The organism is Pseudomonas agarici, assembly GCF_001543125.1.
Taxonomy (GTDB): Bacteria; Pseudomonadota; Gammaproteobacteria; order Pseudomonadales; family Pseudomonadaceae; genus Aquipseudomonas; species Aquipseudomonas agarici.
The window spans coordinates 1,028,812-1,054,375 of the sequence record NZ_CP014135.1 but is presented as its reverse complement, the minus strand read 5'-3'; the positions used below and the strand labels follow the sequence as shown (position 1 = coordinate 1,054,375).

Annotated in this window: 20 protein-coding genes; 4 read left to right on the top strand and 16 right to left on the bottom strand. The window is 61.5% G+C overall.

What is annotated here, in order from left to right; genetic code table 11:
* Positions 1-7 precede the first annotated feature (7 nt).
* From AWM79_RS04720 to AWM79_RS04660, 13 genes are all read right to left on the bottom strand, one after another.
* The gene (locus AWM79_RS04720) at positions 8-1,039 is read right to left on the bottom strand and encodes a FecCD family ABC transporter permease (RefSeq protein WP_060782260.1); all 1,032 of its coding nucleotides are present in this window, start codon (positions 1,037-1,039) and stop codon (positions 8-10) included.
* The gene (locus AWM79_RS04715) at positions 1,032-2,021 is read right to left on the bottom strand and encodes a FecCD family ABC transporter permease (RefSeq protein WP_017131167.1); all 990 of its coding nucleotides are present in this window, start codon (positions 2,019-2,021) and stop codon (positions 1,032-1,034) included. Before AWM79_RS04715 ends, AWM79_RS04720 begins: the two co-directional genes overlap by 8 nt.
* Positions 2,018-2,914 (bottom strand): ABC transporter substrate-binding protein, encoded by an 897-nt coding sequence (locus AWM79_RS04710; protein WP_017131166.1) that lies wholly within the window; start codon positions 2,912-2,914, stop codon positions 2,018-2,020. The genes AWM79_RS04715 and AWM79_RS04710 overlap by 4 nt, the downstream gene beginning before the upstream one ends.
* Positions 2,904-4,772, bottom strand: a complete 1,869-nt coding sequence (locus AWM79_RS04705; RefSeq protein ID WP_060782259.1) for an IucA/IucC family protein — start codon at positions 4,770-4,772, stop codon at positions 2,904-2,906. The genes AWM79_RS04710 and AWM79_RS04705 overlap by 11 nt, the downstream gene beginning before the upstream one ends.
* 4 nt (positions 4,773-4,776) lie before the next feature.
* Positions 4,777-5,550, bottom strand: coding sequence for an HpcH/HpaI aldolase family protein (locus AWM79_RS04700; protein ID WP_060782258.1), 774 nt, complete (start codon positions 5,548-5,550; stop codon positions 4,777-4,779).
* Positions 5,544-7,409 carry an IucA/IucC family protein gene (locus AWM79_RS04695; RefSeq protein ID WP_060782257.1) on the bottom strand — a complete coding sequence of 622 codons (1,866 nt, stop codon included), beginning with the start codon at positions 7,407-7,409 and terminating at the stop codon, positions 5,544-5,546. The genes AWM79_RS04700 and AWM79_RS04695 overlap by 7 nt, the downstream gene beginning before the upstream one ends.
* A 24-nt stretch (positions 7,410-7,433) precedes the next feature.
* Positions 7,434-8,840: a DHA2 family efflux MFS transporter permease subunit gene (locus tag AWM79_RS04690; RefSeq protein WP_156430163.1), complete on the bottom strand. Its 1,407-nt coding sequence runs from the start codon at positions 8,838-8,840 to the stop codon at positions 7,434-7,436.
* Positions 8,837-10,060: a type III PLP-dependent enzyme gene (locus AWM79_RS04685; protein ID WP_060782256.1), complete on the bottom strand. Its 1,224-nt coding sequence runs from the start codon at positions 10,058-10,060 to the stop codon at positions 8,837-8,839. Before AWM79_RS04685 ends, AWM79_RS04690 begins: the two co-directional genes overlap by 4 nt.
* Entirely contained in the window at positions 10,053-11,837 is a 1,785-nt protein-coding gene (locus AWM79_RS04680) for an IucA/IucC family protein (RefSeq protein WP_060782255.1), read from the bottom strand. Before AWM79_RS04680 ends, AWM79_RS04685 begins: the two co-directional genes overlap by 8 nt.
* A 254-nt stretch (positions 11,838-12,091) precedes the next feature.
* Entirely contained in the window at positions 12,092-13,468 is a 1,377-nt protein-coding gene (locus tag AWM79_RS04675; RefSeq protein ID WP_017131159.1) for a diaminobutyrate--2-oxoglutarate transaminase, read from the bottom strand.
* 364 nt (positions 13,469-13,832) lie between these two features.
* On the bottom strand, positions 13,833-16,235 hold the full coding sequence (locus AWM79_RS04670) for a TonB-dependent receptor (RefSeq protein WP_060782254.1): 2,403 nt from the start codon (positions 16,233-16,235) through the stop codon (positions 13,833-13,835).
* 69 nt (positions 16,236-16,304) lie between these two features.
* Positions 16,305-17,270 (bottom strand): FecR domain-containing protein, encoded by a 966-nt coding sequence (locus AWM79_RS04665; RefSeq protein WP_208599928.1) that lies wholly within the window; start codon positions 17,268-17,270, stop codon positions 16,305-16,307.
* Positions 17,267-17,776: a sigma-70 family RNA polymerase sigma factor gene (locus AWM79_RS04660; RefSeq protein WP_026013089.1), complete on the bottom strand. Its 510-nt coding sequence runs from the start codon at positions 17,774-17,776 to the stop codon at positions 17,267-17,269. The genes AWM79_RS04665 and AWM79_RS04660 overlap by 4 nt, the downstream gene beginning before the upstream one ends.
* A gap of 290 nt (positions 17,777-18,066) precedes the next feature.
* On the opposite strand from AWM79_RS04660, the gene AWM79_RS04655 reads away from it, so the two are divergent.
* Positions 18,067-18,396, top strand: a complete 330-nt coding sequence (locus AWM79_RS04655) for a hypothetical protein (protein WP_026013088.1) — start codon at positions 18,067-18,069, stop codon at positions 18,394-18,396.
* 7 nt (positions 18,397-18,403) lie between these two features.
* Here the strand turns inward: AWM79_RS04655 and AWM79_RS04650 are convergent, their stop codons facing one another.
* A complete protein-coding gene (locus tag AWM79_RS04650) occupies positions 18,404-19,087 on the bottom strand; it encodes a hypothetical protein (RefSeq protein ID WP_017131154.1) in 684 nt (227 codons plus the stop codon).
* A 288-nt stretch (positions 19,088-19,375) separates the two neighbouring features.
* On the bottom strand, positions 19,376-20,707 hold the full coding sequence (locus AWM79_RS04645; RefSeq protein WP_060782253.1) for an aminotransferase-like domain-containing protein: 1,332 nt from the start codon (positions 20,705-20,707) through the stop codon (positions 19,376-19,378).
* Between the two features lie 121 nt (positions 20,708-20,828).
* Between AWM79_RS04645 and AWM79_RS04640 the strand changes: the two genes are divergently transcribed.
* On the top strand, positions 20,829-21,725 hold the full coding sequence (locus AWM79_RS04640) for a DMT family transporter (protein WP_060782252.1): 897 nt from the start codon (positions 20,829-20,831) through the stop codon (positions 21,723-21,725).
* 80 nt (positions 21,726-21,805) lie between these two features.
* On the opposite strand, the gene yfcF is transcribed toward AWM79_RS04640, so the two are convergent.
* Positions 21,806-22,441 (bottom strand): glutathione transferase, encoded by a 636-nt coding sequence (gene yfcF, locus AWM79_RS04635; protein WP_060782251.1) that lies wholly within the window; start codon positions 22,439-22,441, stop codon positions 21,806-21,808.
* 518 nt (positions 22,442-22,959) lie between these two features.
* Between yfcF and AWM79_RS04630 the strand changes: the two genes are divergently transcribed.
* Positions 22,960-24,057 (top strand): carboxynorspermidine decarboxylase, encoded by a 1,098-nt coding sequence (locus AWM79_RS04630; RefSeq protein WP_060783936.1) that lies wholly within the window; start codon positions 22,960-22,962, stop codon positions 24,055-24,057.
* 28 nt (positions 24,058-24,085) lie between these two features.
* Positions 24,086-25,330 (top strand): saccharopine dehydrogenase family protein, encoded by a 1,245-nt coding sequence (locus AWM79_RS04625; RefSeq protein ID WP_026013087.1) that lies wholly within the window; start codon positions 24,086-24,088, stop codon positions 25,328-25,330.
* The last annotated feature ends 234 nt before the right edge of the window (positions 25,331-25,564 follow it).

Genomic DNA, 25,564 nt, shown 5'->3' with positions numbered 1-25,564 from the left:
CAATTCCTTAGTGCCGCTGATTGATCAAAAGATACAAAAAAAACGGTGTACCCAGCACCGCGACAAATATCCCAGCGGGCAAGTCCAGCGGTAGGAACAACGTGCGCCCGACCAAGTCGGCGAGCATCACCAGGTTGGCGCCGATCAAGGCAGCCATCAGTGCCTGACCGGCGAATCCGGGAGCTACCAGGCGCTTGGCGATATGCGGCGCAATCAGCCCGACAAAGGCAATCGCCCCGCCCCAGGCCACGGCGGCACCGGCCAGCGCGACGCTGACCAGCAACAGGCCGGCGCGCAGCCACTGTACCTGCACACCGATCCCCAGCGCCAGGTCGTCATCCAGTTGCTGCACCCGCACTTGCCGGGCCAGCCACACCAGCAATGGCAGGATCGCCAGCAGCCACAGCGCCAATGCCCGGGGCTCCGGCCAACTGGCACCGTAAACGCTGCCCGTCAGCCAGACATAGGCCGACAAGGTAGTGGTCAACGGACTGAACACCAACAGGAAGGTGGTGACCGCCGCCAGCAGCGCGGAGATGCCGACGCCGATCAGCACCAGACGCAACGGCGAAGTGCCTTGCTTCCAGGCTAGCAAATAAATTGCCAATGCCGCGAGCCCGGCCCCGGCCATGGCGGCCAGCGGCAGGAACCGCGAGCCCAGGGCCATGGAAAAGAACGACAGATAGAGTACCGCCGCCGCGCTGGCGCCGCTGGTGATACCCAGCAGGTCGGGCGAGGCCAGCGGGTTGCGAATGATGCTTTGCAGGATCAGCCCGGACACCGCCAGCGCCGCGCCCACCAGCGCCGCCAGCACCAGACGCGGCATGCGCAATTGCTCGACGATAAAGGTCAAGCCGGCCTCCTCCGATCCGGCCAGCACACGCAACACCGTCTGCGGCGACAGGTTGATCTTGCCCACCGCCAGCGCCATCAGCATGACCAGCAGGGTCAGCAGCAGCGCCAAGGCCAGGCGTGCCAGGGTGGAAAGGTTGAACTGGCGGGAAAAACCCCCTCGGCGTAACGTCAAGTACTTATCCATATCGCGCACCTCGACGGGCCAGGGCAATGAAGAACGGCGCGCCGAACAGCGCGGTCATCACTCCCACCGGCACCTCCTGCGGCAGGATCACCACCCGTGCCAGGGTATCGGCCAGCAACAGTAACGTTGCCCCCAGCACCGCGCAGCCCGGCAGCAGCCAGCGATGGTCGATGGACAGGCCCTTGCGCACCATATGCGGGACCAGCAACCCGATAAAGCCGATGCTGCCCGCCAGTGCCACCGCGCTACCCGCCAGACCGATGATCAGTACGCTCATCAGCCAGCGGATCAACCCGGTACGCTGCCCCAGGCCCGTGGCGATCGTTTCGCCGGCATTCAGTACATTGACTTGCCCGGCCAACAACCACGCACCGAACAAGGCGCATGACACCCCGATCAGCAGCGGCGCGGCCATCGCCAAGTCGCGCTCGGAAAGCGACCCCGCCAGCCAGAACAACACCGTGTCCAGCCCCTCCTCGTTGACCACCAGCAACGCCTGGCTGAAGGCGGAAAACAGTGCAGTAATCGCCGCGCCCGCCAACACGATGCGCAGTGGATTGAGGCTGCCCTGCCCGCGATTGCCGATCAGCCAGACCAACGCTCCCGCCAGGGCCGCGCCGATAAAGGCACACCACAGCCATTGATGCATCGACGACAGGGCAAGCAGCGACGAACCCAGGATGATCGCAAAGGTGGCCCCGGCGTTCACCCCGAACAATCCCGGCGACGCCAGCGGGTTGCGCGTCAGGGCCTGCATCAGGGCCCCCGCCACCGCCAGGCTGGCGCCCACGGCGACGGCCATGAGGGTACGCGTCAGTCGGGTGGTGACGATCAGTTGCTGGCCGGCGCTCAACGTGTCCGCTTGCATCAGTCCCGCGAGCAACTGCGACGGCTCGATCCAGGTGGCTCCCGCCGCCAGGCTCAAGACCCCGGATAACACCATGACCAACAGCCCCAGTAGCAGTTTCGAGGTATGACTCATGAAGACGCCACCACGCGGGCAATGTCATCGAGCATCAGGTTGGCCCCCAGGATTCCTCCCGAAAAACTCCAGGCGATAGCATCGACCCGCCAGACTTGCTCTTGTCGGGCCGCACGCATCTGGCGCCAGAACGGGTAATGCACCAATCGTTCGTAGTTGCGTTGCACGGCTGGACTGTCGGCACGCTGGAAAACAAAAAACAGGTCGGCATCGACCACGGGCAGGCTCTCTTTGCTGGTGAGTTTGATATAGGTGCCCTGGGCCTGGCGGGCGACCGGGCTCCAGGCGAAACCCAGCTCCGTCAACACGGAGCCGGCGAAACTACCTGGCAGGTAACTGCGCACATGGTCTTCGCGCACATCCAGCACCGACACGCTGAGCGGCCAGCGCCCGGAAAATTTCACCTGCAACTGCTCGCGCAATCGCAGCACACGCTGTTGCCATTGCCCCAACAGGCTCATAGCCTGTTGCTGACGGTTCAAGGCCGCGCCCATCAGCGCCAGGGTGCGCTTGAATTCGAAAACCTCTTCAAGCAGCACCAACGTACCGATCTGTTCGAGCAGCGGCGCGATACGCTGGTGGCGAAAGCGCGAAGCGACAATCACATCCGGCTTGAGCAGCACGATGTCCTCCAGGCTCGGCTGGGTTTCCAGCCCGACATGGGACACCGCCGTCAACGCCGTGCGCAGGTAGCGGAACGTCGGCTTTTCGGTCGGCGAATCCACCACGCCCACCGGCGTCAACCCCAGCGCCACGGCGCTGTCGGTCGCGCCCTGAAACAGTGTGACCACCCGCCGCTCGCCCGCCTGGGCCATGGCAGGCAAGGCCAGCAGACCCAGGGACAGGCGCAACAGCGTGCGCCGGGAAGGATGCAGGGACGGCTCAGGCTTCACGGTGCAACCTATGGAACGGGTTGACCACTTCCCCCTTGCCGAACGGCATGCTGCCCGGCCCGCCCGCCCGCTCGATCATCGGCGTCAGCAGCAGTTTCTGCGGCCAGCGCGGTACTTCGAACAACTGGCGGCGGATCATGGCCCGAGCCTCGTCGTCGAAATCGATGGTGTCGAGCAGTGCTTCGAGAACATCGCGCAGGACGGTCCAAAGCGCCGTCACCGGCACCGCGTAGACCTGCGCCAAGGTGTCCATGATCGCACGCACGTTGACCTGGATACCCAGGGTTTGCAACCAGAACAGCAGGTCTTCCGGGCGTTCATGGTAGAGCGTGTTGGCATGGCCCTGCTTGATCCGGTAGACCGGATCGGCCATGCCGTTGCGCGCCAGCCACGGCACGAAGATGCGCAGCGAATCATGGTCGCGCAGCAACAGACCCTGAGCCCGACCGGCCTTCCATACCAAGACCGCGTTCTGCCCGTGCACCTCCCCGAGCATGCCGATACGCAGCATCCGCAGGTTGATATCGAAGAAGCTGTGGCTCAGCTCGCGAAACAGGCTCAGCACCGAGGCCTGGTTGCGCGGCAACTGGCGATAGTCCATCCACTCGTCGAAGAAGTGTCGATTGCTACCGGGCAACGCGGTCCCCAGCGCGGCCATCGGCAACAGGCGGCAATCGGGGTCGTCGAGCAACGCCGCAGGATAGCCGCGCACCATGGCCGACAGGTGCCGTGGCGCTTCATCGAACAGCGTCGCGTCGGGCGGCATGAACGCCCACCACCTGGTCTCGTCGCACAGGTGCAGGGTGCGCGCCAGGGTGGTGTCCTTGTCCAATGCCTGACGCAACAGGCGCTCGCTCAGACCGCCGTTGATCATCTTCACCGCCGGCAAGTAACGGGAGGCGCCGAGGGAATAGATCGCCATTGGCAACTTGAGGTAGTCGGCACTCGGGAAACACGGGGTCATGGAGCGCAACGACGAGGTGGCGAACACCGTCGCCGCCCGGAATGCCAACCGTCGGCAGTCGCCGCTGGCAAACGCCGCGCCCAACTGGGCCTCCAGTACATGCTCGAACTGCCAGGGATGAACCGGCAGGGCAACGTGGCTGGTGTCGATCCCCTGCGCCCGCAATTCCTGCTCCAGTTGCGCCTGCAACGGCTCCGGCAACAGATAGCGCGCGGGCGTGGACTGCTCGATATCCCCGACGCCCTCGCCGCATTGCAGCAAGTGCTTGGCCACCGCCACCCAGTTCAACACCACCGGCTGGGCGAACTCGGCCTGATAGCGGCGGTACTCGTCTTCATCAAGCCCCTGCTTGGCCTTTGCCAACGGGTGATACGGGCGGTCGCGCAGGGACGCCCATTGCTCCATGGTCCTAAAGAACGTCGCGCCGTCCTGTGCCATAAGCCCCCGGTCGTCGACGTTGTGATCCAGCGACAGAGCTGTCTGCCAGACACTGGTACGCAACACATCGAGGAACAGCGCCAGGCCCTTTTCATTGCCTTGGAAACGAGGCGCCATGCCAGCGAACACCTGGCTCATGAAGTCCTCGGGCGACAGATGGGTCCAGGCTTCGTCCTGGCGGGCCAGCACCGGCGTACCGGGAACCTTCTCCCATTGCTGGGTAATGCCGGGCCGCAGGGCAATGCTGATAAAGCGCTGCTCCGAGGCATCGCAGCACCACTCCCAGATACGCTGTTCGGGACTTGCGGCATTGAGCAGCGGCGCTTGCGGATGGGTCAGTTGCCAGTGGGCGGTGTCCAGCAGGTTCAGCGGCTGGTTGCCAAAGAAGTCTTCCGCCAGCAGGCAATCGACCAAGTCCTGCATCACGATATCGGCGGCGAGTGCGGTGAAGTTCATCGAGTTATTTTCCTTCTGAAGAAACAGTGGTCAGGCGCGCCTGCAAGGCACGAAAGGCAATGCCGCGTTCGTCGCCCAGAACAAAGGCGCTGACCCCGCGCGCGCGCCAGCGGGCCGCGTCGCCGGGTTGCCGTGGAATCGCGCAGTACGGCACCCCGGCGGCCTGGGCGGCCTGCCAGGTATCGAGCAATGCCTGCTGCACCACGGGCTGGTCGATCTGCCAGGGCATGCCCAACGATTGCGACAAATCGGCCGCGCCTTCGAGGACCATGTCCAGTCCCGGCACCGCGGCAATCTCTGCGGCACGCCGCACGCCCTCGCCACTTTCGATCATCGCCACCAACAGGATCTGTTCATTGGCGGCACTGACGTATTGCGCCAGACTGTGTTTGCCGAACGAGCCGGGACGACCGGCGTTGAGGCTGCGCCGCCCCAGCGGATGGTACTTGCACGCAGCGATAGCCTCGGCCAGTTGCACGGGGCATTCGATCATCGGCAGCACGATACCCTGTGCCCCACCGTCGAGCAGGCGCAGCAGGGTTTTCGGGTCGAGATCGGCAACCCGCACCAACGGCGTCAGGTCGTAGGCTTCCGCCGTGCGAATCATGTGCTCGACGGTTTCCGGATTGATCAGCACATGTTCCATGTCGATGATCACGAAGTCGAAACCGGCTTCGGCGATCAGTTCGATGACCGCCGGCGACGGAATCGAGCTGATCAACCCATGCACCACCTGACCGGCAACGAGTTTTTGCTTGAGCTGGTTAGTTCTCAGCATGGTCGCGGCCCGTAGGCATGCAACGGGTTGGGGACGGACCTGAAGCGGCGCTCGCCATCACCCAGCAGGCGGCGTTTGGTCAGTTCCTCGACCTCGTAGCTCGGGGCAAACACATCGAACAGGTCGAAGCGTTCCCGATGCTGGGGATGGGCGTCCTGGTAGGCCAGGATCACCTCGGCGGTCATCTGCCAGAACAGAGCTTCGTCCAGTTGATACTGCTGGCGCAGGAAGATCGCCATCTCCGTCAGGCAGATGAAAAAGAAACAGTCGCAGGAGAAATCGCGCACCGCATTGACATCGTCGGTGACTATGAACGAGTTGCGATTGAGCCGGGCGTGGCTGGCCGGCAGCGGCACCAGGATCGGGCACAGTTCGGGGCGCGCCAGGTGCGCCGGCGAGTAACGTACACCGTCGTGGAAGTCCTTCAAGGCAATGCGCTGTGGCCAACCCTGCTTGACGATCAGCACGATATTCTGACCATGGGACTCCATGCCGATACCTTCGGCGTAGAGCATATGAATGATCGGCGGCACCGTGACATCCAGCAGTTGACGCGTCCAGGCCTGCAGGCCGTACCGGCGGACCCAGGCGTCGATAAACGGTGACTGCTGGCCTTCACCATAGCGGTTTTCCACATGACTCAGCCCATTGAACGGTACGGCCTGTTCGTCGGCCTTGAGGTATTGATGCAGGCTCTCGCGCCAGATCGCGCCGAGGATACCGTAAGTCTGCGGTCCACGGGACTCGGGTAGGTGGTCGTAGTCGAAGCTGACGCCAGCGATTTCGCCGAGAATCACAAAATCCAGCTCGCGGGCGGTGCTGTCGCTGGCAATCAGGTGTTGCAGCCAATCAGTGATGATCGGCCCGTTCATCACTGTGTGTCGGGCCAGGATCCGCGTGCTGGAGGTGTTGGTCATGCTCATCGCCAGCTTGACGTAAGGTCGCTCCCTGGCGCTGGCATTGGCCAGTGTGCGGATCGACTGCTGGGCCTTGTAGAGATCGTCCGAGGTGCCCAGGTGGATCAGTTCGCCGCTGAGTAGCTCCGGGTAGAAGGCCGAGACGATGGTGTTATCCCACTGCCAGGGATGCACCGGCATCAGTTGATAATCGTCGATGCTGCGTCCCTGACTGGCCAGGGTCCGGGTCACCAAGTCCCAGCGCGCAACGCCGAGTTCCTGGCGGATAAAGGCCTGGAAGTCGAGGGTACGCGAATGATTGACCGCTGCCCGCGAGCGGGCAACCGCCAGCCACACCACCGCGATGGGCGTGGCGAACTCTGGCCCGTAGCGCAGATTGTCCGCCAGAGAAAAACCGATGCGCGACTTGTAGCAAGGGTGGTAGCTGTGGGCGTCCATGAAGTGCTGCTCCAGGGCATCCACGTCCAACTCATGGGCCGGTCGGTCGGCCTGGTAGCCCTGGCTGCGGGCCTGTAGATCCTTGAGCTGGGTCTGCTCCAGTTCCTGGATGAACCGCGTCAGGTGCGGGCTGTCCCGAAACTCGCCGAGCCACTCCGTCAGGGCCTGGTGCAAGGTCGGCGTGCTGCGCTCACCGTGGCTGTCCAGACGTTCCAGACTGGCATGATCGAGGCGGATCACCTCGAAACTGGCGCTAAGCAGGCCGTTGCAGCGGTACTCGACCGGCGCCTGTTGGGCATCGCGGCCAGTCACACTGAAGCGATGCTGGCCATCGCCCAGGGGCTGCTGCTGGTAAGGCAACACCGCTTCATACAACAGGGTCTGCAGCAATTGTCCCACCACTCGCCGCTGCACGTTTTCGCTGCAGCGGGCATCAACCGTGGCCAGCCACGCTCCGGTGGCGGAGGTTGTCACATGAGGTGGTGCCGGTTCGAAAGTCGTCATGTCCATACCTTGTCGAAAGAGAAATTATCGGTGTTCGACGGCGACCGATGGGGGCTCGACCGTCTCGTCATAAAGGGGGAAACGCCAGGCACAAGGCAGTGCCAGCAGGATCAGCAGGCCGGTGGCAACAAACACCTCGCTGATGGCAGAGCCTGTGACCGCCTGCCCTCCCGAACCCATGCGCCACTCCAGCCAGAGCGAGGCGATGACAATCGCCAGGGACGCCAGCAGACGCCGGGAGATGTTGTTCATCGCCGCGCCCTGAGTGACCATCGGTTCGGGCAGGGCATTGAGCCCGGCGGTGGTCACCGGCATATACGACAGTCCTAACCCAGCCCCGCGAACCATCATCAATACGAACACCACGGCGATGGCCGCATCGGCCTTGAGCATGCCCAAGGCCAGGGTCGAGACACCGGTCAGCAGCAGCCCGAGCGCCACCACCGTGCGTGGGCCATGACGATCCAACACCCTGCCGCCCCACTGGCCGAAGAGACTGGCGAACGCCGCCGTACACAGCAACGCCAGGCCGGTCCAGATGGCGCTGTAGCCGAGCACGACTTGCACCAGCAGCGGCAACAGCACCAGGCACTCGAACATGCCAACCGACTGCACCACGGCAATGATCACGCTCAACCGGTAGCCGCGCAGGGCGAAGATTCGTAGGTTGAGCAAGGGCGCCTGACGGCTCAGCTCTACCCGGACGAACGCCACCAGGCACCCCACGCCGACCAGCAACAGTCCCAGGTTGAGGGGATCGAAGACCGTCGCGGCATGGCGCAGGCGGCTGATGGAGATCATCAACAGGCCGATGCCCGAGGCGATCAGCAGATAGCCGACCAGGTCGAACGGCTGGCGCTCGCCTGGCTCCGAATCCGGCAGCACCACAACGCCCAGGACCAGCGCCAGCAAGCCGATCGGTACGTTCATCAGGAACAACGAACGCCAGCTGAACCACTCCAGCAACAGGCTGCCGCACAAGGGTCCGAGCGCAGGGGCGAGCATCACCGCCGCGCTCCACAGTCCGGTCACACGACCACGCTCCGGCTTGGCATAGACCGCAAAGATAATCGCCAGTGACAAGGGGATCATCAGTCCGCTGGCAATGCCCTGCACCACCCGCGCAGCGATCACCAGGGCAATCGAGTCGGCCAGCGCGCCGAGCAGCGAGGCGCCAATAAACAGGGCGACCCCCCACAAGTACAAGCGTTTGCGTCCCAGTCGCTGACTGAGAAAGCTGGTCAGCGGCATGGTCATGCCCATGCTGGTCATGAATCCGGCCACGATCCAGGTGGCCCACAACGGACCGATGCCGAAGACATTCATAAACGTAGGCAACGCCGGGTTGAGCGAGCTGTTGCTGAGGCTCACCGTCAGCGTCCCCAGCAACACGTTGATCACCACCCAACGCCGTGGCACCTCACGCCTCACACCCACTGGCCGGTTCCCCGCAGCAATTGGCCGTTGTCCACGAAATGCTGGGGCGGCCTGGGGTGGCAGAGGAAATCGGCGTGGGAGATGTTGTAACCGTAGGCGCCGGCCAGCGGCAGCACCAACAGATCACCGACCGCGACGCCCCTGAACGGCTGGCGACGACTGAGGACATCCTTGGGCGTGCACAACTGGCCGACCACGGTGCACAACTGCTCCGTCGACAAGGCGCTCGACGGCGTTTGCGGCAAGTGAATCACCGGGTGATCGTGACTCTGCGCGGCGGGCAGGCGGAACTGGTGCGTGCCGCCACGGCAGACCAGGAAATGCTCGCCATGGCTGGTCTTGATATCCAGCACCTCGATCACGTAATAGCCGCAGAAGGCACTGATAAAACGTCCCGGCTCGAAGCGCAATACCGGCGCATCAGGCTGTTGGGCCAAGCGTCGCTCCAGATAACGGCACAAGCGTTGCCAGTCGAACCGCCGCCCGCTGAGGTAGTCGACACCGATCCCGCCACCGACATTGAAATGGCTCAGTTGCTCAGGGTAGGCCGACAGCGCCTTCCACTGCTGCCAGCGTTGCAGATAGAAATCCAGCAATTGCTCGTGACGCTCCACCGACAACTGATGGGACATGGCATGCACATGGAAGCCTTTGAGGCTCAGATGGCTGGCGTTATCGACCGCTTGCACCGCACGGGCCAGTTCCGACTCGTCGATGCCGAACGGCGTGGCGGTTCCGGCCATGGCCAACTTGCTCGACAGGGTCGACGGCAACTGCGGGTTGACGCGGATAAACACCGGTTGCAGGCGCCCTGCCTCATGGGCCAGTCGTTGCAGACGGCCAATTTCATTGAGGCTTTCCAGATGAATGGCTTCGACCTGCTGCGCCAGTGCGGCCCGCAGGTCGGAGTCCAGCTTGCCGGGGCCGGAGAAGACATAGGGCTTGCGAGTCGGGCAGGTCGTAACCCGGTCGATCTCGCCCCCCGAGGAAATTTCGAAACCGTGTACCAGCGGTGCCAGTGCCGCGAGTAGTGGCGCCTCGCTGTTGGCCTTGATCGCGTAGTACAGCTCGACCCCAGCCGGCAAAGCCGCCATGACATCGCCGACATGCTCGCGCAGCGCATCCAGGTCGTGGACGAAGGCCACCAGCGGATCGCTGCTCAAGGCTCGGGCTTGGCCGATTGCCGCGAGCACGGTAGCGGGCAAATCAACCATGAGCCACCTCCTCGGCCCAAGGCGAACGCAAGGTGACGTAGCCGGCCTGGCGATCCGCCTTGGCCGCCAGCCGCACCTTCAGATTGGTCTTGCAGGCAATCGGTTGGCCGGCGATCAGCGCATCGAGCTCCGGCGCCGGGCGCACCAGCTCCTCACGAATGTCGCGCAATTGTCGCTCGACCCGTCGCCACATCAGCGGCGCCAGGTGCGCACGCTCCCAGCTCAGGGCCAACACGGCTTCGGACAGGTTGTTGATCAGCAGGCAGTAGGTGATTCGGTTCCAGCCCTGCTCGCGGGTATAAAGTAACGATTGGCGAACCCGTGGATGCAAGCCGACATCGATACCGTCCATACCCAGTTCGTCGGTCAGCTTGACCCCTTCGAAGTCGCGCAACAGCAACTGCCGAGGTTGGCCCTGGTCATGGATCAGCACCACGTTCTGCAAGTGCGGCTCCATCACTACACCGTGGTTGAAGAACAGCGCCATGACTGGCCGCAGTAGCAGCCGCTGGTATTGCTCGAACCAGTCCAGCAAACGGGCGTCATCGAGCGCTTCGCCATTGAAGTCATGGAGGAATTCGTGCACCAGCGGGCGCGAATAGATATCGCGGGCGAACAAGGTCCCCGCCATGACACTGCAATCGGCACCGACCCGACGACAGAAGTTCTCCCGCAGGATCGCCCCGGTCTGCTCGCGAAACCAGTGGGCGTCGGCTTCATCGGCCTGTGGCGGCGCCCAGCTCAGCGAGCCCGGCTCCGCCGCGATCGACAGGCCACCGAGAGTCTGCGGCTGAGTCTGTTGCAGGCGCTGGAACAGTTGATCGATGATCAGCGTACTTTCCAGTTCGTACCAGGCGTTTTTCCTGACGCAGTTGGTGATGCGCACATTGAGCGAGCCCTTGATGAAATAATCGTGGCCTTCGATGTACCAAGTACGCATCGATGCAGTTGGACTGGCCAGCGGGCCGCAGGTGCCGCGATCGACGATTTCGCCCAACTCCAGCAGCCGCTGTACGCGCCGGTCCTGGCGGAACAGTTGCGCCTGCACCGGGTGCATGCTGAGCAGCGCGTGCCCCGGTCGAGCCGGTGCCTGATCGGCGAAACCGGCCAGTACCTGTTCCTCGCTCAAACCGTTGGCCGCCACCCGCAGCCCGGCCCGCGGGACCTCGAACAGATGCAACGCGGTCTGTGCCTGGAACTCCGGGGCATAGGTCTCCTGGGCCAGGTGGGCGGGCCACAGGCGGGCCTTGGGCGCCGGATGGTTGGGGTGGCCGAACCACAATCCCTGCTCGCTGGCGAGGTAGCCGCTCAGGGGCGCAGGAAGTCCGGGCTGCATGTTGTGGGCGACGATGGCAGCCGTCAGTTGCTGGCTTTGTAGGACCTGGTCGAGCAATTCGTCGTTGCTGGCACCGGCCATATGTTCACAGGCGCCCAGTAGCTGCTCGACGAACTCGGCAAAGTCCGGGCAACGCCAGTTGCCATCGCCCTGGCGCGCATACACATCGGACAGGTAACGTTGGCTGCCCAGGCGATCCTGGCGGTCCACCATGACAAAAAACTGCTGCTGGTTGGGCAGGCTGATGGTCAGGGGAGTCCCCTTCCAGTCCAGTCCGTCCAGATAGCTACCTGGGGCAATACCTTGCATATGGGTCGGCCATTCATAACACACGCAGCCTTCAGGGAGCGCAAACTCCTTGATCAGGCAATTGAGCAAAGCGCGGGTGCTCGCCAACTCGCTTATCATGGTTGCTAGCACAGTGCGATCGGGATTTTTCATAATTGCTCCACAGTGGCCACAAGGTCACGGACGAGATGATTTCGCGACAAATATCAAGTGAGCATCGGCTATGAAAAACCAGCGCAAACAATCGCGAGACCATGACTGATCGTTCGACAACCCGACAAATAAAAAGCCAACAGAAAATTTTATCGTGCAAACACACAAGATTGACGGCCGATATATTTAAGCAAACACTTATCAGGCCGCTGACAACCCTATCCGAGCAAGATTCATGACCCTCAATCGCAACTTCAGGAACGCAGTTGCAACAACGCCGCGGACAACGCAGCTTCAAACCGTTGGATCACCAGGCGGCAGTGTTCTTGGTCAATGATCAAGGGCGCCAGCAAGCGAATCACATTGCCGTTTCGGCCACCGCGCTCCAGTAGCAGGCCTTGTCTGAAGCAATGCTGCTGGATCGCCGTGGCCAGCTCGGGTGCCATCGGGAAACTGCCCAGGCGATCGGCTGGCAGGCGCTCGTCGACCATCTCGATGCCCAGCATCAGACCGCGTCCGCGTACCTGCCCGATGGCCGGATAGCGCTGCTGCAAGCGTTGCAGTTGTTCCTTGAGCCACCCTCCCCGAACCTCGGCTTGGGCTGCGAGGTTCTGCTGCTGCAACACCTGCAATGTGGCCAGGCCAGTGGCCATGGCCATCTGATTGCCACGGAAGGTGCCTGCGTGATTGCCCGGTGCCCAGGCGTCGAACTCGCGCTTGATGCCCAGTACCGCCAGGGGCAGGCCACCACCGACCGCCTTGGACATGACGATGATATCGGGCTCGATCCCGGCGTGCTCGAAGGCGAACATTTTGCCGGTACGGGCAAAGCCGGACTGCACTTCGTCGAGGATCAGCAAGATGCCATGCTGGTGAGTCACTTCGCGCAATGTACGCAGCCAACTGGCGGGTGCGCTGTTGACCCCGCCCTCACCCTGCACGGCTTCGACGATCACCGCCGCTGGCAGGGACACGCCGCTTTCGACGTCCTCGATGAACTGGCTGAAGTAATAGCTCAACGCCTCGGTCCCGGCCTCGCCGCCGATGCCCAGCGGGCAGCGGTATTCGTGGGGATACGGGAGAAACTGCACGCCCGGCATCAGCGTGGCGATGGCGTTTTTCGGCGCGGTATTGCCGGTCAGCGCCAGCGCACCATGGGTCATGCCGTGATAGGCACCGGAGAAACTGATAATGTTATGGCGCCCGGTAAAGGTCTTGGCTAACTTCAACGCCGCCTCCACCGCATCCGCCCCGGATGGCCCACAGAACTGCAGACAGTAATCGCGCCCCTGCCCCGGCAACAGGCCCAGCAGAGTCTCGCTGAAAGCGTCCTTGACCGGCGTGGTCAGGTCGAGGGTATGCATCGGCAGCCCCGACGACAGAAAGCTGTCGAGCGCGCCCATGATCGCCTCATGGTTGTGCCCCAGGGCCAGCGTCCCAGCTCCCGCCAGGCAATCGAGGTAGGTATTGCCTTCGACATCCGTGACCCAGACACCATGAGCCTTGGCAATCGCCAGCGGCAACTTGCGCGGATAACTGCGCACATTGGATTCAAACTTGCTTTGCCGGGCCAGATAGTTTGCATTGCTTTCCTGCACAGATTCAGAATGCAACATGCCATTACTCAACATCTGTTCATCCTCCTTAAGTTCGAGGTGCACGCTATTATCATTGTTAGACAAGTGCAAGCCGTTGATTAAAGTTATTTCGAAACCTATTAAATTTACTAATTTTTTTCGGCACATTACAAAACGGACAAGCGCACAAAAAAGCAAGCTTTAAATCCCGATAAATGACCGTGCAGATGCCACGAATATTTCATGCGCCTGCAATATGAAAGCAACTTGTAAAGTTATGTCATAAAATCATAAGTCAGCTCGGAAGTTGTGAAGCGCTCCCCGTTGTAATAACCCGTCACTGTTCTTCCCTGGCCACCTCCAGGCAACCACCGATCGGGAATCTCAAGCCAACGATCCCCGACGCATGGTGACTGGTTCAGAAGCCGACCGTCGCCGAAAGCAGGTAGGTCCTGGGGGTCGCCAGGGTCAAGCCGGGTTCGCTGTCATCCGAGGCACCCGCCGAACTCCAGTAGCGCTTGTCCATCACGTTCTCAACACTGGCGCGCAGGGTAATGGCCTTGTCGTCGACCTTGAAGGCGTAGCGGGCACCCACGTCGAAACGCTCCCAGCTATCGATTTCCTTGCTGTTGGCTTGATCCAGGTATTGCGAACTGGAATAGATGCCGCGTCCGGTCAGAGTCAGGCCCTGGATACGCGGCACGTCCCATTCGGCGCCCAGATTGACGTTGTACTCCGGTGTCGCCGGAGCCCGATTGCCGTCGAAGGTGCCGTTGGTGGTGTTGCTCAAGTTGCTGTCGATGTACATGACCCCACCGAGCAGGCGAAACCCCTTGAGTGGCTCGCCGAACAGGCTCAACTCCACGCCACGGTTCCGGCGTTTGCCGTTCGGGCCGAAGACCTTCGATGTGGCATTGGTTTCGTAGGCCGGCTGCTTGATCTGGAAAGCGGCGGCCGTCAGGGCGAAGGAACCCAGGTCATACTTGGCTCCAACCTCGACCTGCCGGCTGATGAACGGCGGAAAAATATCGTTCTCGTTGACCGAGGTCGACGGTGCGATCTTGCCCTGGCTCAAGCCTTCCATGTAGTTGGCATACAGTGACAACTCATCGGTGGCCTTGAACAGGATGCCGCCCGAGGGTGAGATCTTCTCTTCGTCGTAGGAGGTTTTGCCCTTAGTGCCGTTGGTCCAGTCGTCGACCTTCACTCGTTGCCAGCGGGCTCCGAGCGTCAACAGCAGACGATCATCGAAGAAGCCGAGGGTATCGGACAGCGCCATGCCACTGAAGCGGTTCTCGGTATACACCTTGTTGTCGAACCGCGTCGGCGTGCCAGGCGTCGGTGTCGGCACCGGGTCGAACAAGTTGCTGTTAGCCGGAGCATAACGAGCGCCGCCGTTGGTGAAGTCCATGTAGAAGTCGCTGACGGCCAGGTTGACTTCATGGCTGACGGAACCTGTGTGGAACCAGCTACGCATACCCGCCGTGGCGGTCCGCACGTTTTCGTCACGGGTGAAATCACGCGGCTGGACGCTGAAGTTACCGGCGTTGTCGATGACCTGGACGGCATGACGCAGGAAGTCATGGTTGCTCTTGCGCACCCCTACACCGCCGTACAGCATGACCGAGTCGCTGAGATCGTATTCGCCGTTGAGCGTACCGAAGGTGTCCTTGGTATGCGCCCAACTCCAGGACTGCGCATAGTTATCACGCACGTCGTTGGGGTTCGGCACCTTGGCATCGGGGCCGATTTGCACCCGCTCCTGAGGGGCATCGGTATCGCGCTCGGTGTGGCCGACATCCGTCGACAAGCGCAGGCGTTCACCGCGAAAATCCAGGCCCAGCACGGCCATTTGCCGATCGACATTCTGGTGATCCCAGGTGGTGTCACCGGACTGCTTGACCCCGTTGAAACGGATGCCGAACTTGTTCTCGTCACCAAACCGACGGCCGATGTCCACGGCACCACCGGTCTGACTGTCGGAGGCATAACTGCCGGTGAACTCGGTGATGGGCGTGTCGGTGGCGCGCTTGGGCACCACGTTGATGCCGCCGCCGACGCTGCCCCGTGGCGAAATACCGTTGATGAGCTGGGTCGGTCCCTTGATGATGTCCACGCGCTCGGCCATTTCCAGGTCGATCGTATAGGTCGGCAAGACACCATAGAGACCGTTATAGGAGACATCGCTGTTGAACAGGCTGAAACCGCGGATGGTGAACTGCTCGTAGCGTCCACCCGCCGGGTTGGTGGCCCGCACCGAAGGGTCGCTGGCGACCAGGTCGCCGAGGGTGCGCGCCTGCAGGTTCTTGACCGCTTCGTGGGTGTAGGTGGTTATGCTGAACGGCGTTTCCATAAAGTCCCGTGAGCCCAGCAGGCCCTGCGAGCCACGACGCGCGATCTGGCCGCCGGCGTAAGCTGGGCCGCCTGTCGAATCGCCGGCACCGAGGATCGAGGTGACAGGCAGCTCAACGCTCCCCCCCTGCGGCGCGGGTACCAGGGTATAGGCTTGATCGCCCACAGCTTGCAGTTGCAGGCCGGAACCCTGTAGTAACCGTGCAAACCCCTCCTGTACCTCGTACTCGCCAGACAGGCCACTACTTTGGCGGCCACTCACCAGCGCCGGGGCCACCGACAGATTGACCCCGGCCAGACCGGCAAAACGGGTCAAGGCCGCGCCAAGTCCACCGGCCGAAACCTGATAGCTGCGACGCGTCCCGCTGTCCGCCCAGGCGGGCAAGATAAGCAGCGCACCGGTACTAAGGGTCAACACAAGGCCAAAACGCAACAGCGGGCGCAACCGGAAAGGCGATAGTGCGGACATGGAGGGAAAGCTCTCGTATTTTGTTCACTTACCTGGAATGACAGGTGAGGTGAAAAAAAGGGACAGGCTTCACACAGTATTTTTTTCCGGGGTGGTTTTTCGGGGAACCAGCGTGACCCAGTAACGGGTACGCCAATGCACGTCCAGCGGCAGGCTTGCCGCCAGCAGGGACAGAATCCGATCAGTGTTGTCCAGGCGAAAGCTACCGGTGACTCGCAATGCCTCAAGAGCCGGCGCCCAGCGCAGCAGGCCGGATCGATAGCGGCCCAGCTCACGCAGGAAATCCCCCAGCGGTTGGTTCTGAGCCATCAGCACACCCTCGCGCCAACCGGGCAGTTTGCCGTCGAACGTGTCCACCGACCCGGCCCCCGAGGCACGAAGACTGACTTCATGACCTTCATTGAGCAGCAACGCCGGCCCTTGCAACGGTTGCAAGCGCGCCGAGCCGCTGACCACCGACACTCGGCAATCCTTGGCATTGAGTCGCACACACACCTCACTGCGACTGACGATGATGTGCCCATAAGGCGCCTGGATAGTCAGAGCGGCGCTGCCGGGGATCTTCAGCGATATTTCACCGCGAACCAAAGCCAGCCGGCTGGCCAGCATATCGACATTGACGGCGCTGGCGGTATTGAGTTGCAGGGTACTGCCATCGGTCAGCGGCAGCCGTTTGCGCTCGCCCGTGGCAGTCTGCAAGTCGGCGCGCCAGACGTCCAACGGTAACTGTTGTCCCAGCAACCACGCAGCAGGCACCAGCGCGGCAACCCCCAGGGCACGCTTCATGAACACACGGCGTCCCTGATCCGGACGGTCGAGGGTGGCCATGGCCAACGCCGTGGGCAGGCCGCCAAAGCGCTCGCGCAGCAACTGCGCCTTTTGCCAGGCGGATTCGTGAGCGCTGCTGCTCTCGCGCCAGTGTTGCAACTTACGGTGGTCCTCATCATTGGCCGCACCCGACTCCAGCAGCGCCAGCCACCGCGCCGCGGCCCGCGCCACTTCACGGGTCTCGGAGGAAATACCGGGACGAATCAAAGCTCCACCAGCAGGCAATGCTCATAGGCCTGGGCCATATAGCGCTTTACCGTGCGTTCGGACACTTGCAGGCGCTCGGCGATGTCGCGATAGCCCAATCCTTCGAGCTGGCTCCAGAGAAAGGCCCGGCGTACCACCGAGGGCATACCGTCGAGCAGTTCGTCCAGAGCTTGCAGGGTTTCCAGCAACAACCAGCGCTGCTCGGGCGACGGCATGCACGCTTCGGGCATCTGTGCCAGCGCCTCCAGATAGGCCTGTTCGAGGCTACGCCGGGTGTAGAAATTGCTCAGCAGACGCTTGCCGACAGTCAGCAGATACGCCCGTGGCTCGCGCAAGTCCGCCAATTGCTGGGAACTGGAGAACACTCGCAGGAAGGTATCCTGACTCAGGTCAGCCGCATCCCAGGCATTGCCCATGCGCCGCCTCAACCAGCTTTCCAACCAGCCGCTGTGATCGCGGTACAGGGCATGTAAGGTGTGCTCCGTTGGCGTCGCTGCTTCAATCATGGGGCGAGGACCTGCGCGAAGGATGTCTTAAATGAGACTGATTCTAATTAGTACTCTATTCATAACCAAGTCTTTTTAAAAAAAACACCGGCAGCACGAGCACCAAAAGCCGCCGAGCACCCACAAAGTGACGCCCGACAGAGCCTTCAGGTTGACGAAAAACGGCTGAAACGCCTCGGCCGCGTCGGCGAATCATGTTGTACCGGGCGCATAGCAGGCAATCTGATGGCCCCCAGGCTGTCTTGAAACAGCCAGAATCACTTTATTTTCAGGTAGTTAGGTTGGGTTAAATGCGCACTGTATGGGCCACACTGATCTCGTTTTCCCTGGCGGGTGTAGCTCTTTGCGCTGATGGCAAGGAGCTGAGGTCCAATGACCGGTTTATGTGCAACTGGGGCGCCGGCACGGCAGCCAGAGCCCAGAAATTGAAATTGTCGGGGGTTTCGCGGTACGCCGCACGGCAAAAGATCCAGACCTATAAATTCAACAAGGACTGGATGCGCATGATGGCTCTGGGTATCACCGAACAGACCTACGACAGCCAATCGCGGCTGAAACCCGAGGCTATTCGGCGCAGTTTTTACCAGGATTGCGTCAAGTACAAGCTAGCGCGCCGATAGCAACCACTCAGTTAGTAGCAACCTGATCGGCATCACCGGAGCTCACCAACGCCCTCAGCGAAGCATCGAACTGCTTCAGGGCATCGACCTGCAGCTCACGCTGTTGGTTGATCTGTGCGGCAATCTCCGGAGCAGCCTTGCCACGCACCCAGATCGACGGCAGCTCCTTGCCGGTCGAGCCCTCGGCCTTGCCGATATATTGCAGATTCGAGTCATAGAACTTGGCGACAAAGCGGGCCTCGAATTGGTTGTTGCGCTGGGTGACCAGACGGCTATAGGTGTCGAGCATCACCACCACATCGGGCCGGGCCTGGACCACCGCATCGAGGTTGTCGTAGACGGTCACCGAGGCGAATTGTTTCTGCAACGAAGCCGTGAGCCACTCGATTGCCAGCTTCGGATCGGAACTGTTGATAAAAGCCGTGCTGATGCGCGAATCAAGCGCATCGTTCTTCGCTCCGTTCAGCGCAACGCCATGGTAACGCTCAAGGTATTGAAGCGTGTTGACGGTGTTTTCGCTGTAGAGCACGCCCACCGAGCGGGCCTGTTTCAGGTTGACGCCGCTATCGGCCACCGGCGGGAAATGACAGACCTGATCAGCAACTCCACCGCTGGCGGCATAAACAGGAAAAGTAGCGGTCATACCGGTGCCGAGGATGGCGATAAAGGCCAGCAGGGTGGAAATTCTCATCGCTCGGGTTCCTTCAGAAGCAGGTTCGGTATGACGCTATCTTCCCCTTTCGTCCGAAAAAACAGAACTTGCGTTTTTCGATGGTCACTATTAACCGAACGAATGGTGGAAGTCAGTGAACTGCAATGTTGACATGCACTCAGGCTGATATCCTTGAACGTTCCTCCCCGGCGATGAGCGGCCGCTTTGCTCACACAATGACTCCAAGCAAAAGCCTAGCAGAGACACAGCGCCGCACAGGCATTTTCTGATCTTTCGGACCAGTTGCACTCAACACTCGAAAGCCACCTAGGAACACGCTTCGATCACCCATTTCACCTTTTCCAGCGCCGCGCGCAACGCGCCCATCTCCACCGACCCCAGAGCCAGGCGCAGCGCATGGGGAACATGGGCTGAAATAGCAAACGGCTCGGCGGTCGAGACCGAGACGTTCTTGTCCAGCAACTCGCGGGTAATATGGTCCGCCCTCGCCTCCTCGGGCAACGGCAGCCAGAGAAAATAGGAGGCGGGATGGGTGATGCAGGGCAAACCGGCCAGCACCAGCGCCGCCAGCGTTTGCCGGGCGTGGGCGTCCTCGCGCTTTTCGGCCTCCAGGCGCATGACCGTGCCATCGTCGAGCCAGGCGCAGGCAAGGGCGGTCATCACGCCAGGGGTATTCCAGGTGGTTGCCCGAATCGTTCGCTGCAATGCCGCCACCCTGACCGGCGGCGCGACGACAAACCCTACCCGCAAGCCGGTAGCGATATTCTTGGAAAACCCCGAGACATAAACCGTCCGCTCCGGTGCCAGCTCGATCAAGGGAGCCGGGGAATTCTCGACCAGAAAAGCGTAGGCGGCATCCTCGATCACCAGCAGGTCGTACTGGCGGGCGATTGTCACCAGTTGCTCGCGCTGCCCGATGTCCAGCACCCAGCCTAGAGGATTGTGCAGCGTCGGCATGGTGTACAGCGCACGCACGCGTCGCCCTCGGCAGAGGCGATCCAGTGCCTCCAGGTCCGGCCCGTGGTCGAATAGCGGAATCGGCAGGATTTCCAGGTGCAGGGCCTCGGCCAGAACCTTGAAGCCGGAATAGGTCAGTGCATCGGCGGCAATCACATCGCCGGGCTGCAGCAACGCCATCATCGTCACCGCCAGCCCATGCTGGGCACCACTGACCAACAGCACTTGCTCGGCTGTCACCGTCAGCCCGCGCACCCGCAGATGTCGGGCCACCGAGGCGCGCTCATGCGAGCGCCCGGCAGGGGGCTGATAGCGCAACAGCGACTCCAGGTCGCCGGACAGCGCGAGTTGACGCAGGGCAGTGCGCAGCAGTTCCGACTGGCCCCGCAGCGCCGGGTAGTTGAAGTTGAGGTCCGCCACGCCCCTGGAGATTTCCGGCTGGTCGATCCCTTGCCCTGGCGGTAGCGACGTCTCCCTGACAAAGGTACCCCGCCCCGTCTCGCCACTGACCAGCCCCATGGCTTCAAGCTCGCCGTACACCCGACTGGCCGTCACCAGCGCCAGCCCGTGGGTCGCGGCCAACTGGCGGTGGGTCGGCAGGCGGGTACCCGGCGACAGTCGGCCAGAGCGGATATCCGCCGCCAGGCTGTCCACCAGCGATTTATAGCGTAAGCGCGGCATGTCGAGTGTATCCATGACAATTTTTTGATTGTCATGATACTCAGCCCTAGCATATCTGTTGTGCAACCCCTGATGCGGTGGCGCACCTCCTCCCAGGCCAACCGTAAGGAGCAAACCCTGAATGGAACAGCTAGCGAATCTACAAAATCCGCCAACCAGCAAGCCTGCCAGCGGATGGCTCAACGGTTTTATCGGCGTGCTTATCTTCAGTGGCTCGCTGCCCGCCACCCGACTGGCGGTGCTAGAGTTCAGCCCGGTGTTCCTGACGGTTGCCCGGGCCAGCATCGCTGGGCTGGTGGCGCTGTGCATGCTGTGGATCTTCAGGGAGCGGCGCCCCACTCGCCAGCAGTTGCCGGCGCTGGCAATCGTCGCTTTGGGGGTTGTCCTCGGATTCCCTCTGCTGACCGCCCTGGCTTTGCAGTATGTGACCTCGGCCCATTCCATCGTCTTCATCGGCCTGTTGCCCTTGGCCACCGCCGCCTTCGGCGTGTTGCGCGGTGGCGAGCGGCCACGACCGGTGTTTTGGTTGTTCTCGGTCTTGGGCAGCCTGCTGGTGGTGAGTTATGCGCTGTTCCAGGGGCTCAGCGCTTCGCCGGTCGGCGATCTGTTGATGTTACTGGCGATCCTGATCTGCGGCCTGGGTTATGCCGAGGGCGCCAGGCTCTCGCGGACACTCGGCGGCTGGCAGGTGATTTGCTGGGCGCTGGTGCTGTCGCTGCCGGTGGCGATGCCGTTGACGTGGCTGAGCGCCCCGCCGTCGCTCTCGGTCATCAGCCCGGCGGCATGGGCCAGCCTGACCTACGTTTCGCTGTTCAGCATGCTGATCGGCTTTGTCTTCTGGTATCGCGGCCTCGCCCAGGGCGGCATTGCCGCGGTCGGCCAATTGCAACTGCTGCAACCCTTCTTCGGCCTGGCACTGGCGGCCACGCTGCTGCATGAACAAGTCAGCCTCGGTATGTTGGCGATGACTGTAGCGGTGATTCTGTGTGTGGCGGGGGCGAGGAAGTTTTCGAGGTGATTCTCCAGTGGACTGGCGCTCGCCCGTGCGCGGCGGCGAAGCAGTCGGAACGCCTGCCGGTCAATAATATTGATAGAAGATCAGCCGATCGCCGGACGCTCCAGACTCACCCATTCCCGTACCGCCGGACGCTGCCATTGGCGCTGTGCATAGGCCACCAGGGCCGGTGGCAGGGGATCGCCATTGAGCGCCAGCCGATTGAGCATCAACGCCAGGTCGACATCGACGATTGACCATTGGCCGAACAGAGACTCGCGACCATCGGCCAACAGCGCCTGGGCAGTGCCGATCAGCTTGTCCGCGGCGATCCTGGCGGCGGTCGACAACGGACCTTGGGCTTGGCCGTAAAACACCACCAGGGTCGAGCGTTCCTCGCGCAGCGCCAACAGGTCACTGCGCAACCAAGCCTGAATCTGCCGGGCTCGCGCCCGCGACTGAGTATCCCGTGGGTAAAGCGCTGTCTGGGGGACCACCTCCTCCAGGTACTCGGTGATCGCCGAGGACTCGGACAAGGCAAAATCACCCTGCACCAGGGTCGGCACGCGCTGCGTCAGGGACAGCCCGGCATACCCCGTGGCTTGCTGCTCCAAGGCGTCCAGGTCCAGCGGGCTCAGATCGAATTCGATGCCCTTTTCGCGCAGTGCGACAAATACCGACAAGGCATAGGGACTGCTGAATCGACTATCAACGTACAGGCACGGACGGCTAGCACTCATGGCAAACGCTCCTTGGGGGGTGATACCACGTTACGAGATTAGTCCGGATAAATGAAATCATGGATTTTCATGGGCGTATTCCCCAGTGTAATACCTGTCGCTCGGCTAGTGGCCTGAGTCGAGTCAGCACCTTGAAACGATAAGGCACGGTCACAAAATCATTGCCTTGCTGTCACCCCATCGTCATGCCAGACAAGCACAATGGCTGCAGCCAAAAGGACTTGGCCCCATCTATCGAGAGCTCGCCATTGAGCGCAATGTTGTTCACCCACGCCTGATCCTCGGCTCCGCCCCACCGCGCTTGCTCGTCTACGTTCGCCTTGCCTGGTCATCTCCCGAAAACATTTCGTACTGAACCTGTGAAGCCCATGGCGTTCCGACCAGCCCGCTCGCCATAGTGCCCACTTCGCCTGGCGGTAACGACCGACCGGTAGGAAATACGCCCGCCAACCTTTCGATATAGGCCAAGTAAAGGCACAATGCGCGTCCTTTTTTTGGCCAGTGCCGGAGGCCTCGAAATGATCAAGACGCCGTACTACCTTATCGACAAGCAGAAGCTGCTGGTCAATCTGCAGAAGATTGCCTATGTGCGCGAGCAGTCCGGAGCCAAGGCACTGCTAGCGCTCAAGTGTTTTGCCACCTGGTCGGTGTTCGACCTGATGCAGCAATACATGGATGGCACGACTTCCTCGTCGCTCTACGAGCTCAAGCTGGGCCGCCAGAAGTTCGCCGGCGAGACCCACGCCTACAGCGTGGCCTGGGCCGACGACGAGATCGGCGAGATGCTCGAGAACTGCGACAAGATCATCTTCAATTCCATCGGCCAACTGCAACGCTTTGCCGAGGCCTCCACGAGCAAGGTCCGAGGCCTTCGGGTCAATCCGCAAGTCAGCAGTTCCGACTATCTGCTGGCCGACCCGGCGCGACCGTTCAGCCGCCTGGGCGAATGGGACCCGGTGAAGATCGAGCAGGTCATCGGGCAAATTTCCGGTTTCATGTTCCACAACAACTGCGAGAACGGCGACTTCGGACTGTTCGATCAGATGCTGGCGACCATCGAGGAACGCTTCGGCCACCTGTTGCACAAGGTCGAGTGGGTTAGCCTCGGCGGCGGCATCCATTTCACCGGCGAAGGTTATGCGCTAGACGCATTTTGCGCGCGCCTGAAGGCGTTCTCGCAGAAGTACGGCGTACAGGTCTACCTGGAACCGGGCGAAGCGGCGATCACCCAAAGTGCCTCACTGGAAGTCAGCGTGCTCGACACCCTCTACAACGGCAAGCACCTGGCAGTGGTAGACAGTTCCATCGAAGCCCATATGCTCGACCTGCTGATCTATCGCCTGGACGCCAAGATGGCACCGAGTGCCGGCGAACACACTTACATGGTGTGCGGCAAATCCTGCCTGGCCGGAGACATCTTCGGCGAGTACCTCTTCGACCGCCCGCTGTCCATCGGCGATCGGCTGTCGTTCATCGACGCGGCAGGCTACACCATGGTCAAGAAAAACTGGTTCAACGGCTTGAAGATGCCGTCCATTGTAGTGAAACAACTCGACGGTACTGTCGAGGTCGTTCGTGAGTTCGGTTACGAAGACTACCTGTCCAGCCTCTCGTAAGCTGGCGGATTGAGGAGAAATGAAAAAATTGAAGAAGAACGTACTTATCATTGGTGCAGGAGGTGTCGCCAAGGTGGTGGCCCACAAGTGCGCGCAGCACAACGACGAACTCGGTCGTATTGCTATCGCGTCGCGCAACATCTCCAAATGCCAGGCCATCATCGATAGCGTCAAGACCAAAGGCAGCCTCAAACAGCCCGCCGACATCAAGGCCTTCACGCTCAATGCACTGGATGTGGAAGCGACCAAGGCACTGATCCGCGAAACCGAATCGCAAATCGTGATCAATGTCGGCTCCGCGTTCCTCAACATGTCGGTACTGCGTGCCTGCATCGATACCGGCGTGGCTTATCTCGACACCGCCATTCACGAAGAACCGGGCAAAGTCTGTGAAACACCGCCCTGGTACGGCAACTACGAGTGGAAGCAGCTCGAAGAATGCCAACAGAAGAACATCACCGCCATCTTGGGCGTGGGCTTCGACCCTGGTGTGGTCAATGCCTATGCGGCACTGGCGCAACAACAGTATTTCGACCGCATTGACTCGATCGATATTCTCGACGTCAACGCCGGTTCCCATGGCAAATATTTCGCCACCAACTTCGATCCCGAGATCAATTTCCGCGAATTCACCGGACAGGTGTGGAGTTGGCAAGACAGCCAATGGACCAGCAACAACATGTTCGAAGTCAAGCGTACCGACGACCTGCCGGTGGTAGGTTCACAGAACCTGTACCTGACCGGCCACGATGAAGTGCACTCGCTGTCGAAGAACCTCCAGGTGCCCAACGTGCGTTTCTGGATGAGCTTCGGTGAGCACTACATTAACGTCTTCACGGTGCTGAAGAACCTCGGCCTGCTTTGCGAAAAACCGGTGCGGACCGCCGAAGGCCTGGAAGTCGTACCGCTGAAGGTGGTCAAGGCGGTGCTGCCCGACCCTGCCTCGCTGGCCCCGGGTTATGTCGGCAAAACCTGCATCGGCGACCTGGTCAAAGGCAGCAAGAATGGCCAGCCACGCGAACTGTTCATCTACAACGTGGCCGACCATGAGGACGCCTACGCCGAGACCGATAGCCAGGGTATCTCCTACACCGCGGGGGTGCCGCCAGTGGCCGCCGCCCTGCTGGTCGCTCGTGGCGAGTGGGACGTGCAGCGCATGGTCAACGTCGAGGAACTGCCCGCCGAGCCGTTTCTCAAAGCCCTGGATGCCATGGGTCTGCCGACCCGCATCAAGGACGAGCATGGCGACCGTGCCTGGGATGCTATCGCCTGATAGCCAGCCGTTGACAACGTGCGCCTGAACAGGCGCACGTTGCTTGCGAGCTACCAAAATCTGCAGCCGCAGAGCGAATTCAGCGGCTTGTGGCGCCGAAATGGGCTCACAGAACTCAACTCACCACACGGGCCACTAGTGGCCTGTACGGTGAGTTCGTTAGCTCAAGTTCGGATGCCAGAAGTTCATGGTCAAGGCGCTGCGACGAGTCATAGCCGGGCTATGGCGAGGAAC

Excerpts from the sequence above, each read along its gene's own strand:
- AWM79_RS04720 (WP_060782260.1), bottom strand. The coding sequence starts at position 1,039 with ATGGATAAGTACTTGACGTTACGCCGAGGGGGTTTTTCCCGCCAGTTC.
- AWM79_RS04715 (WP_017131167.1), bottom strand. The coding sequence starts at position 2,021 with ATGAGTCATACCTCGAAACTGCTACTGGGGCTGTTGGTCATGGTGTTA.
- AWM79_RS04705 (WP_060782259.1), bottom strand. The coding sequence starts at position 4,772 with ATGAACTTCACCGCACTCGCCGCCGATATCGTGATGCAGGACTTGGTC.
- AWM79_RS04700 (WP_060782258.1), bottom strand. The coding sequence starts at position 5,550 with ATGCTGAGAACTAACCAGCTCAAGCAAAAACTCGTTGCCGGTCAGGTG.
- AWM79_RS04695 (WP_060782257.1), bottom strand. The coding sequence starts at position 7,409 with ATGACGACTTTCGAACCGGCACCACCTCATGTGACAACCTCCGCCACC.
- AWM79_RS04685 (WP_060782256.1), bottom strand. The coding sequence starts at position 10,060 with ATGGTTGATTTGCCCGCTACCGTGCTCGCGGCAATCGGCCAAGCCCGA.
- AWM79_RS04680 (WP_060782255.1), bottom strand. The coding sequence starts at position 11,837 with ATGAAAAATCCCGATCGCACTGTGCTAGCAACCATGATAAGCGAGTTG.
- AWM79_RS04675 (WP_017131159.1), bottom strand. The coding sequence starts at position 13,468 with ATGTTGAGTAATGGCATGTTGCATTCTGAATCTGTGCAGGAAAGCAAT.
- AWM79_RS04670 (WP_060782254.1), bottom strand. The coding sequence starts at position 16,235 with ATGTCCGCACTATCGCCTTTCCGGTTGCGCCCGCTGTTGCGTTTTGGC.
- AWM79_RS04660 (WP_026013089.1), bottom strand. The coding sequence starts at position 17,776 with ATGATTGAAGCAGCGACGCCAACGGAGCACACCTTACATGCCCTGTAC.
- AWM79_RS04655 (WP_026013088.1), top strand. The coding sequence starts at position 18,067 with ATGCGCACTGTATGGGCCACACTGATCTCGTTTTCCCTGGCGGGTGTA.
- AWM79_RS04650 (WP_017131154.1), bottom strand. The coding sequence starts at position 19,087 with ATGAGAATTTCCACCCTGCTGGCCTTTATCGCCATCCTCGGCACCGGT.
- AWM79_RS04645 (WP_060782253.1), bottom strand. The coding sequence starts at position 20,707 with ATGCCGCGCTTACGCTATAAATCGCTGGTGGACAGCCTGGCGGCGGAT.
- AWM79_RS04640 (WP_060782252.1), top strand. The coding sequence starts at position 20,829 with ATGGAACAGCTAGCGAATCTACAAAATCCGCCAACCAGCAAGCCTGCC.
- yfcF (WP_060782251.1), bottom strand. The coding sequence starts at position 22,441 with ATGAGTGCTAGCCGTCCGTGCCTGTACGTTGATAGTCGATTCAGCAGT.
- AWM79_RS04630 (WP_060783936.1), top strand. The coding sequence starts at position 22,960 with ATGATCAAGACGCCGTACTACCTTATCGACAAGCAGAAGCTGCTGGTC.